The 9115-nt window shown below is 62.9% G+C and carries 7 protein-coding genes and 1 pseudogene; 1 reads left to right on the top strand and 7 read right to left on the bottom strand.

Going from position 1 to position 9115, the window contains the following annotated elements; genetic code table 11:
- The 7 genes from HLUSI_RS0120580 to HLUSI_RS0120550 all read right to left on the bottom strand — a co-directional run.
- The coding region (locus tag HLUSI_RS0120580) for an acetyl-CoA hydrolase/transferase family protein (protein WP_016835740.1) at positions 1-1078 on the bottom strand (1078 nt) is incomplete at its 3' end.
- Between the two features lie 31 nt (positions 1079-1109).
- Entirely contained in the window at positions 1110-2306 is a 1197-nt protein-coding gene (locus HLUSI_RS0120575; protein ID WP_016835739.1) for an acetyl-CoA C-acetyltransferase, read from the bottom strand.
- Between the two features lie 49 nt (positions 2307-2355).
- A complete protein-coding gene (locus HLUSI_RS0120570) occupies positions 2356-4704 on the bottom strand; it encodes an acyl-CoA dehydrogenase (protein WP_016835738.1) in 2349 nt (782 codons plus the stop codon).
- Between the two features lie 9 nt (positions 4705-4713).
- Entirely contained in the window at positions 4714-5586 is an 873-nt protein-coding gene (locus HLUSI_RS0120565; RefSeq protein ID WP_016835737.1) for a MaoC/PaaZ C-terminal domain-containing protein, read from the bottom strand.
- 11 nt (positions 5587-5597) lie between these two features.
- Positions 5598-6503 carry an SDR family oxidoreductase gene (locus HLUSI_RS0120560; RefSeq protein ID WP_016835736.1) on the bottom strand — a complete coding sequence of 302 codons (906 nt, stop codon included), beginning with the start codon at positions 6501-6503 and terminating at the stop codon, positions 5598-5600.
- 81 nt (positions 6504-6584) lie between these two features.
- Positions 6585-7430 carry an HpcH/HpaI aldolase/citrate lyase family protein gene (locus tag HLUSI_RS0120555; RefSeq protein WP_016835735.1) on the bottom strand — a complete coding sequence of 282 codons (846 nt, stop codon included), beginning with the start codon at positions 7428-7430 and terminating at the stop codon, positions 6585-6587.
- 19 nt (positions 7431-7449) lie between these two features.
- Positions 7450-8610, bottom strand: a complete 1161-nt coding sequence (locus HLUSI_RS0120550) for an acyl-CoA dehydrogenase family protein (RefSeq protein WP_016835734.1) — start codon at positions 8608-8610, stop codon at positions 7450-7452.
- A gap of 295 nt (positions 8611-8905) precedes the next feature.
- On the opposite strand from HLUSI_RS0120550, the pseudogene HLUSI_RS32985 reads away from it, so the two are divergent.
- A pseudogene (locus HLUSI_RS32985) lies at positions 8906-9115 on the top strand (acyl-CoA dehydrogenase); the annotation flags it as partial.

The raw sequence follows: 9115 nt of genomic DNA, 5'->3' as shown, positions 1-9115 counted from the left end.
GCGATCGCGCGCCGGCGCGCGAGGGCAGCGCAATGATCGGTATGCCACCTCGGGACTGGGCCGCTGCGCGCAGGAAGTCGATTGCTCCTCCCACCGCGCCGAGGTACACGCCGCCGGCGATCTCAGCGTTTATCTGGCCGGTCAGGTCGACTTCGATGGCCGAATTGATGGCGACCAGATTGTCGATTTCAGCAAGCACTGCCGCCGAGTGCGTGTAGTCCACGCCGCGCAGCTCCACTTTGGGATTCCTGTGGGCGAAATCGAAGATGCGCCGGCTGCCCATCATGACGCCGCCGACCGTGACGCCGCTGTCGATTGGCTTGCGCGCATTGGTGATCACGCCGGCCTCGCTCAGCAGGGCGACCTGGTCGCCGATGGTGCCGGAATGGATGCCGAGGTCACGCCGGTCTCCCAACTGCGCCAGAATGGCTTCCGGCAGGGCGCCGATGCCGTATTGCAGCGTGGCGCCGTCGTCGATGAGCGAGGCGACATGGCGGGCGACCGCCAGTTCGGTTTCACCGACCTTGGTCGCCGGTGGTTGCAGCAGGGAGCGGTTCGTGCGCAGGAAATAATCGATGTCGTTTTCAGACAAGGCATGCGGCCCCAGGGTGAAAGGGGCTTGCTCGTTGATCTCGGCGATGATGACGCGCGCCGTCCTGATGGCCGGCGCCAGATATTCGCACGCCACCGACAGGCTGTAGCGGCCGTTATGATCGGGCGGTGCGACCTGCAGCATCAGCACATCGATCTGCAGCTTGCCGCAGGCGATCATGGCGCCGATGTGCGAGTAGTGACAGGGCAGGATATCCAGCATGCCCGCTTTGCTCAGTACCCGGTTGCCGGCCGCACCGCAATACGACAGGAAGCTGACGCAGTCGCTCAGTTCCGTGCGCAGCAGGTCAGACCAGGTCGCCCCGATGAAGACGCGCAATGGGCCGATGGCATGGCGCTGATGCATGAGCGCCGTGCTCAGCGCCACAGGTTCCGCGGCGGCCTGGCCCCACATCACCATGTCGTCGCGACGGACGATCCGGCGCAGGTCGGGATGCCCGTCAGCGTCGAAAGTCAGGTCGCGCATGCGCTTCTCCGCAGGATTCCTGGTCTCACCTTCAGCCGCGTTCAAAGATTGCAGCCAGCCCCTGGCCGCCGCCGATGCACATGGTCTCCAGGCCATAGCGCCCCTTCCTGCGCGACAGTTCATGCAGCAAAGTGGTCAGGATGCGAACGCCGGTGGCGCCGATCGGGTGCCCCAGCGAAATGCCGGAACCGTTGACGTTGAAGCGATCAGGGTCATTCCAGCTCCAGCCCTTGAGCACGGCGAGCGCCTGCGCTGCAAAGGCTTCGTTGAGCTCGACCAGATCCATCCGGTCGAAGCCGAGGCCGGTGCGGCTGAACAGTCTCTCAACCGCCGGAACGGGACCGATGCCCATGCGCGCCGGATCGCAGCCGGCCGCAGCCCAGCCAACCAGATACGCCATCGGGTCCAGCCGCAATTCCGCCAGCTTGTCTTCGGCGACCACCAGGCACGCTGCTGCCGCGTCGTTCTGCTGGCTGGAGTTGCCTGCGGTAACCGTGCCGTCGCGCATCACCGGCTTCAGACGCGCCAACGCAGCCATGTCGGTGCCTGCGCGGATGCCTTCGTCGCGATCAAAGACCAGGGCGTCGCCCTTCTTCTGCGGGACGTGCACCGGGATGACTTCGTCCGCAAACTTGCCTGACGCCCAGGCCGCGTCGGCGCGCTGGTGGCTGCGCACGGCGAAGGCATCTTGTTCCTCGCGGGTAATGGCGTAATCCTTCGCCAGGTTTTCCGCCGTCTCCAGCATGCCGGAGATCACGCCGAAGCGTTCCACCGGCTGCGCCCGTTCGCGTCCACGCTGCAGGCGGTCATGCAGGGTAACCGAGCCGGAGCGCGCACCCCAGCGCATGTCGGTCGTGTAGTACTCGATGTTGCTCATGCTTTCCACGCCGGCCACCAGCACGACGTCGGCGGCACCGGTCTGCACCATCTGCGAGGCGTCGATGACCGCCTGCAGGCCGGAGCCGCAGCGGCGGTCCACGGAGTAACCCGGCACCTCGATCGGCAAGCCGGCCGCCAGCGCCGCGTAACGTCCCAGGCAAGGTGCATCGCTGTTGGCGTACGACTGGGAAACGATCACTTCGTCAATGCGCGCCGGGTCGATCCCCGTACGTTCTATCAATGAGCGGATGACGGTCACGGCCAACTGGTCGGCGAACAGCGGGCGCAGGGTTCCGCCAAAACCGCCGATTGGCGTGCGGATGGGGGCGACGATGGCAGCGCGTCTCATGGATGTCTCCTTTGCTACGATTCAAATGGGTTGATGTGGTGGTGCGGCTTCAGTCGGGCAGACCGAGCACCGTCTTGGCGAGAATGTTGCGCTGGATCTCGTTGGTGCCGCCATAGATGGTTGCCGATGCCGAATTGATCAGCGGCGTCAGCAGGTTGTCGAAGTCGCCTCCGAGTTCCTCGATGGGATGATTGCCGCCGTATTCCTGGCCGGCTTCATAAAGGAGCAAGCCGATGCGTCGATAGGTTTCGGTGGCCCAGATCTTCAGTATGGAGACGCTGGGCGGGAGGCTCTCGCCGCGCTTGACCATGTCCGCATACTTCGCATAGAGGGCGGAGAGATCGGCCACGTCCAGCAGCAGGCGCGCATATTTGCTGTTGAACAGCGGGTCCTCAAACAGCGCTTGCGCGGCAGCCAGTGCATGCAGCTTGGCGAGGGCATTCTGCGACTGGCGCGGATTGCCGAGGAAGATTCGTTCGAAGCCGAGCAAGGCTTTGGCGAGCGACCATCCCTGGTTGATCTCTCCCACCAGGTTGTCCTTCGGCACCTTGACGTTGTCGAAAAATACTTCACAAAAATGTTCATGTCCGACCAGGTCCCGGATCGGCCGGACCGTGATGCCGGGAGAGTGGATATCGGCCAGCAGGAAGCTGATGCCGGCCTGCGGTTTTCCGCTCCTGGACGTACGCACCAGCATGAAGATATGCGTCGAATCCTGCGCCATCGTGGTCCAGGTCTTCTGGCCGTTGACAATGAAATTGTTTCCGTCCTGATCAAGCACGGCCTCGGTGCGCAGCGACGCCAGGTCTGATCCGGCATTGGGCTCGGAGTAGCCCTGGCTCCAGATATGTTCGCCGGAAATGATCTTCGGCAGATAGGCCTGCTGCTGCGCCGGAGTGCCGTGACGGATCAGCAGCGGGCCCGTCATCGTGAGACCGGCGTCGATCATGCGCGCCACGCCGTACTTTTCCTGTTCTTCGATGAACGCCAGATGCTTGTCCGGACTCAGGCCCATGCCGCCGTGCTCTTTCGGCCAGGCGGGCGCGATCCATCCTTGCCGCGACAGCGTCAGGTACCACTCGCCGATTTCATTCCAATGCAAGCGGCGTGACAGATGGCGCAGGTGGTCTGGATAGTTCTGGCGGAAGAAGCCGCGCACCAGCGCGCGGAATTGCGGCTCGCTCATGGCGTCCCAATCGGCGTCGCGCGGGAACGTTGACGGCGCTTGCGCGTCGCCGTCATCCTCGCCCGTATCGCTGCTTTCGATATCCGCGATGGCGGAAAGATGGCGCGCGCAATGCACCTCCGCATTTCCCAGCCAGGAACCCAGATGCAGGGCGCGCTTGTAATACAGGCCGATATCGCATTCGTCGGTAAAGCCGACCGCGCCATGCATCTGTACCGAAAACTGGGTCGCCTGCAGGGCCGCCTCGGCGCACCGGAATTTAACGCGGCTCGCCGCTTGCCGTAACGTCGAAGCGAACGTGCGATGCGCGGAAGGGCCCAATGTCGACAATGCCTCCGCCAGCGCCGCGCTCGCCAGTTCGACCTGGATCGACACGTCGACGGCGCGATGTTGCAGCGCCTGGAAGCTGCCGATGGGTTTGCCGAACTGCGACCTGGTCTTTATGTACTCCAGCGTCAGTGCCTGCGTCTTGCGCGCGATGCCCAGCAGCTCGGCGCCGGCGGCGAGGCGGGCGCTGTCGTTGGCGATGTCGACGGCGGTGATCGCCTCATCGGCGTGGGCAAGGATATGCGACGAGGGCACGCAGGCATCGACGAACACAAGCTCGTCCAGACGCGAGCCGTCGATACGGACGATCGGCCTGCAAGAGATGCCCGCGGTTTCCTTCGGCACCCAGACCAGGCAGGCCGAGCCTTCCCGGGAGGCCAGCACCAGCCATCCATCCACGGTATCGGCGCCGAGGACCATGATCTTCCTGCCGTTCAATCCAATGCGGTCGTTCTGCACCGGTGCGGCGATCACCGAATTGCATGCGCCTTGTGCTTCGGTTTGACCTGGCGCCGCTTGCCAAGCCAGCGCCACGACGGCATCGCCTGTCCCCGCCCGGGCCAGCAGATCCAGTTGCTGCGCGCCGGTGGAAATTGCGCACAGCGCGGCGCTTGCATGCACTCCGGCAGCGACGAATTGTTCCGGCAACAGATGCTGGCCAATCGCTTCGGTCACCGCCGCCACTTCGGAAAGTCCAAGACCCAGGCCGCCGGCTTCTTCGGGGATAAGGATCGCCAGCCAGCCTGCGGTCGCGATTTCCTGCCAGAATTTTCTATCTTCCGCGGCGCCGTTCCGGATCAGACGACGCAGTCGTTGCCGTTGGTCGGTGCGACCCAGCAAGTCATGGGCGCTGTCTGTGAATTGTTCCAGGATGTCGTTTTGCATAAATTCTTTTCAGGTGCGGAGTCGGGCCATGCCGTTGTTCAGGACGATGCGATCGCGTTCGAGAACGCGTGCGCGGAAGGCAATCCGGTCGCCTTGCCGCCACATCTCCGTGCGTATCGTTTCGCCCGGATAAACCGGTGCCGAGAAGCGTACGTCCAGCGCTGTCAATTGCTCCGGCTGGTAGCCGCACCAGGTCTTGAGGATGGCGTGGGCGGCTATCCCATAGGTAGCCAGACCGTGCAAGATGGGCCGCTCGAAGCCGGCCGTCGCAGCCACATCGGGATCGGCATGCAAGGGGTTGGCGTCGCCCGACAGCCGGTAGATCAACGCGCTCTCAGGCCGGGTGGGAAGATCGCAGACCGCATCCGGCGCCGTGTCCGGCGGCGATGGCAGCGCCGAATCCAGGGAGTCGCTGGGCTGGCCGCCGGCGCTGTATCCGCCGTCGCCGCGACAGAACGTCAGCATCTCGATTTCGGCCAGCAACGCACCGGAGACCGCATCCGTAAGCCGGCGTTCGGTGACAATGATCGCGCCTTTGCCAGCGCCCTTGTCGGTGATGCTCTTGACGCTCATGCGCCCGATCACGGTTCCCGAGGGCGGCAGCGTCGCGTGCAGGCGCAGGCGCTGTTCTCCGTGCAGCAGCTGCTTCCAGTCAGCGCCGGTATCCGGATCTTTTATCCAGAAACCGGGATAGCCGAGGATGGCCGCCATGGATGGCATCGCCTTGAGTCCTTCTTCGTAGACGAACTGCAACTGGCCGCGGTCGGTGGGATCAGCGCCCAGCCCGAGTCCGAGCGCATACAGCATGCAGTCCTTTTCGGTATAGCTTTGCCGGACTTCGGGAAACTGCCGTTGCTTGAGGTGGTGATAGTCGATAGTCATGGTGTCGTCGCTCAGACCGGATCCCAGGTGAAGATGTCGCCCGAGCGATCGAGCGGAAAGAACGAACCTGCCAGGGCCGGCATGCCATGTTCGGCAATCGACTCCGGCGTCCAGCCTTCTGAGCGATGCACCGATCGCACCGGACGCGGCTGGCTCATGAGGAAGATCTCGTTGTTGCGCACGGTGAAGACCTGGCCGTTCACCTGCGCTGCGCGCTCGCTGGCGAGATAGACGGCGAGCGGCGCGATCTTGGCCGGCGTCATCTGTTTGATCTTGTCGACGCGCGCTTGCTGCTCCGGGGTATCGGTGGGAACCGAGCTGACCATGCGGCTCCAGGCGAACGGTGCGATACAGTTCGAGCGCACGTTGAATTTCTGCATGTCCAGTGCGATCGATTTGGAGAGTGCGGTTACGCCCAGTTTGGCCGCCGAGTAGTTGGCCTGGCCGAAGTTGCCTATGAGTCCCGAGGTCGAGGTCATGTGCACCATGCTGCCGGAGTTCTGTTCCTTGAAATGAGCGGCGCAGGCGCGGCTCATGTAGTAGGCGCCATACAGATGCACCTTGAGCACGGCGTCCCATTCCTCTTCGCTCATCTTGTGGAAGATGCGGTCGCGCAGGATGCCGGCATTGTTGACGACGCCGTCGACGCGGCCGAAGGCGGCGATTGCGCTGCTGACGATTTCTTCTGCGCCGGCGGCGCTGGCGACGCTGCTGGTATTAGCCACGGCATTGCCGCCGCCGGCCTTGATTTCATCGACCACGCGTTGCGCGGGTCCGGCGTCGTTCCCTTCGCCGGACAGCGAAGCGCCGATATCGTTGATCACCAGCAGGGCACCCTGCTGTGCCATGGCAAGCGCAATATCGCGTCCGATGCCGCCGCCTGCGCCGGTGACGGCGATCACTTTTCCTTCCAGCATTCTGGTAGGTGTCTGGTCCGATGGGGACTGATTGGATGGTGTGGAATTCATGATCGTTTCCTGAGTCAAGGGTGGGGCTCTTTACCGAGCGAGCTGGCGCGCGAGTATGGCTTCGGCCCGTGCATATACAGGCCGGTCCAACATCTCGCCATCGAGCGAGATTGCGGCGCCGCCGGCAGCCTGTGCGGCAGACAGCACCTTGTGCGCCCAGGCGATCTCGCCGGCAGTGGGCGCGAAGCTGCGATTGACTACGTCGACTTGGCGGGGATGAATGCAGCATTTGCCGCCGAATCCCAGTCTTTTGGCGCGCGTCGCGTCGGCGGTCAGGCGTACGTCGTCCTGCAGATCAGTGGTCACGCCGTCGACCGGTGCACTCAGTTGCGCCAGACGCGACGCCAGCACCAACTGCGAGCGGAAGTACAGGAGTTCATCGGCGTCATCGCCGTCAATGCCGAGGTCGAGCCGGAAATCGATGGAGCCGAATATCAGACGCCTGACATTTCTCTCCGTGGCCAGCGCATGAACATTGGCGATGCCGCGCGCGCTTTCGATCAGCGGGAAGAGGGCGATGGCGTCGCGCGAACGATCCGAAATCAATGCGATCTCGTCGCGTTCTTCGGCCTTGGGGAGCACGATTGCAGCCACGCCACGATCGATGCACATCGCCAGATCATCTGCAAACCATGGCGTGTTGACGGCGTTGATCCGCACCAGCGCCGGCTGCTGCGGCGTCAGCCATGCCGCCACCGCATCGCGTGCTGCCGACTTGTCGGCGGCGGGAACGGCATCTTCCAGGTCGACGATGATGGCGCCGGCCCCGGCCGCCAGCGCCTTCCCGAAGCGCTCCGGCCGGTTGCCCGGTACGAACAGGTAGCTGCTGATATCGGCGGCTGCACGGCCGGGCGACTGGATTGAGTGAGCGTTCACGGTGGTGTCTTCCGAGGTCTCAGTACGAGCGTGGCAACTTGAGAACATGCTCGCCCACGTAGGACAGGATCATGTTGGTCGAGATCGGCGCGACCTGGTACAGGCGCGTCTCGCGGAATTTCCGCTCGACGTCGTATTCGCAGGCAAAGCCGAACCCGCCATGCGCCTGCAGGCAGGCATTAGCGGCTTCCCACGACGCATCGGCGGCGAGCATCTTGGCCATGTTGGCCTGGGCGCCGCAATCCTGATGCGCGTCGTAGCGCGTACATGCCTGGAAGCGCATCAGGTTGGCGGCTTCCAGATTGACGAAGGCGCGCGCCAGCGGATATTGGACGCCCTGATTCTGGCCAATCGGCCTGCCGAAGACCACGCGTTCGTTGGCATAATCACGGGCTTTTTCGATGAACCAGTAACCGTCGCCGATGCATTCGGCGGCGATCAGGGTGCGTTCGGCGTTGAGGCCGGTGAGGATGTACTTGAAGCCCTGGCCTTCTTCGCCGATCAGGTTCTCGGCGGGAATCTCCAGATTGTCAAAGAACAATTCGTTGGTCTCGTGATTGACCATGTTGAGGATGGGCTTGACGGTCAAACCCTTGCCGATCGAGTCGCGCAGGTTGACGATGAAGATCGACATGCCTTCGGACTTCTTCTTCACTTCCGCTAGCGGCGTAGTGCGCGCCAGCAGGATCATCAGGTCGGAATGCTGCACCCGCGAGATCCATACCTTCTGTCCGTTGACGACATACTTGTCGCCTTTCTTCACTGCGGTGGTCTTGATCTTGGTGGTGTCGGTGCCGGTGGTCGGCTCAGTGACGGCCATCGATTGCAGTCGCAGTTTTCCGCTGGCGATGTCGGGCAGGTACTTTGCTTTCTGCTCTGCCGATCCATGCCGCAGCAAGGTCCCCATGTTGTACATCTGGCCGTGGCAGGCGCCGGAATTGCCGCCGGACCGGTTGATTTCTTCCATGATCACGGACGCCTCGGCCAGGCCCAGGCCGGAGCCGCCGTACTCTTGCGGGATCAGCGCCGCCAGCCAGCCGGCGTTGGCGAGCGCATCGACGAATCGTTCGGGATAACCGCGTTGTTCGTCGATCTCGCGGAAGTACTGGGCGGGGAACTCCTTGCAGAGGTCGCGCACGGCGTCGCGGATATCCTGGTATTGATCAGGGGCATGCAGCATCTTGCTTCTTCCTTGTATTCAAACGGACTGGCGCATTGCTTGGCGCGTCTTGTCCTTTGTTCCGGGGCCAACTTTTGATGAAGGATGGCGAGCCGCGCGCACAGGGTCAATGCGGCCGAAGATAGTGTTCCGTACTCCGGTTGCCGGAAAGCAGGAAAGAACTCTCCGGGTTTGAATTCCATCAGGAGAAACGATTTGCGCAGCGACGTTGACGCGCCCGGTGCGCTATTGGGATAGTCGCCGACAATTGGCAGGGAATTGGAATTGCTCCACACGGAAGAGAGGAAGCGAACTGATGCTGGACTACACGGATTGGATCGGTCGTCGACAGACGATCGTTGAGAATATTTCTCCGGAAATCGTACGCAGAATGGCGGCGACGATGAATATCGACACGTCATTCAAGGAGCAGGACCCGCTGCCGCCATGCTGGCACTGGCTGTTCTTCAACCAGATCGATCCGCAATCGATTCTGGGCGAAGATGGTCATCCGCCGCGCGGCGCG

The sequence above is a fragment of the Herbaspirillum lusitanum P6-12 genome, from assembly GCF_000256565.1.
Taxonomy (GTDB): domain Bacteria; phylum Pseudomonadota; class Gammaproteobacteria; order Burkholderiales; family Burkholderiaceae_D; genus Herbaspirillum; species Herbaspirillum lusitanum.
The sequence above is the reverse complement of the archived record's forward strand: the minus strand, read 5'-3'. Positions and strand labels throughout refer to the sequence as shown.